The 342-nt window shown below is 38.3% G+C and carries 1 pseudogene; it reads right to left on the bottom strand.

Annotation, left to right across the window (positions count from 1 at the left end):
- Positions 1 to 342 (bottom strand): annotated as a pseudogene (locus HMPREF2619_RS03000) (peptidase); the annotation flags it as partial.

Below are 342 nucleotides of genomic sequence, written 5' to 3' on the forward strand. Positions count from 1 at the left end.
CTCAACTTCGATGTAGAAGTCTGCATCAAATGTTCCTTTAACACCTAGAGAGTTAAGGAAGTCTTTATTGATAACATAAGACCATTGGCCACCTTTGGCATCCCACTTAACTGTCACAAGTTTCTTGATGAACTCTGAATTAGTACCTTGGTTAAACTCAAATGTAAAGGCATAAGTGCCACCTTTGGCAATCTTATCGCCTGCTTTGATAACTTTACCATTTTTCAATGTCACGTCATAAGGTAACACAAGCTCTTTTTCTGCTGTGTATTCTGTACCCTTGATGATACCTTTCCAATTACCTGTATAACGGTCATGCTTCATATCGAGTTTATCCAAACC

Origin of the sequence: Streptococcus sp. HMSC074B11 (assembly GCF_001808705.1) — a bacterium.
GTDB lineage: Bacteria > Bacillota > Bacilli > Lactobacillales > Streptococcaceae > Streptococcus.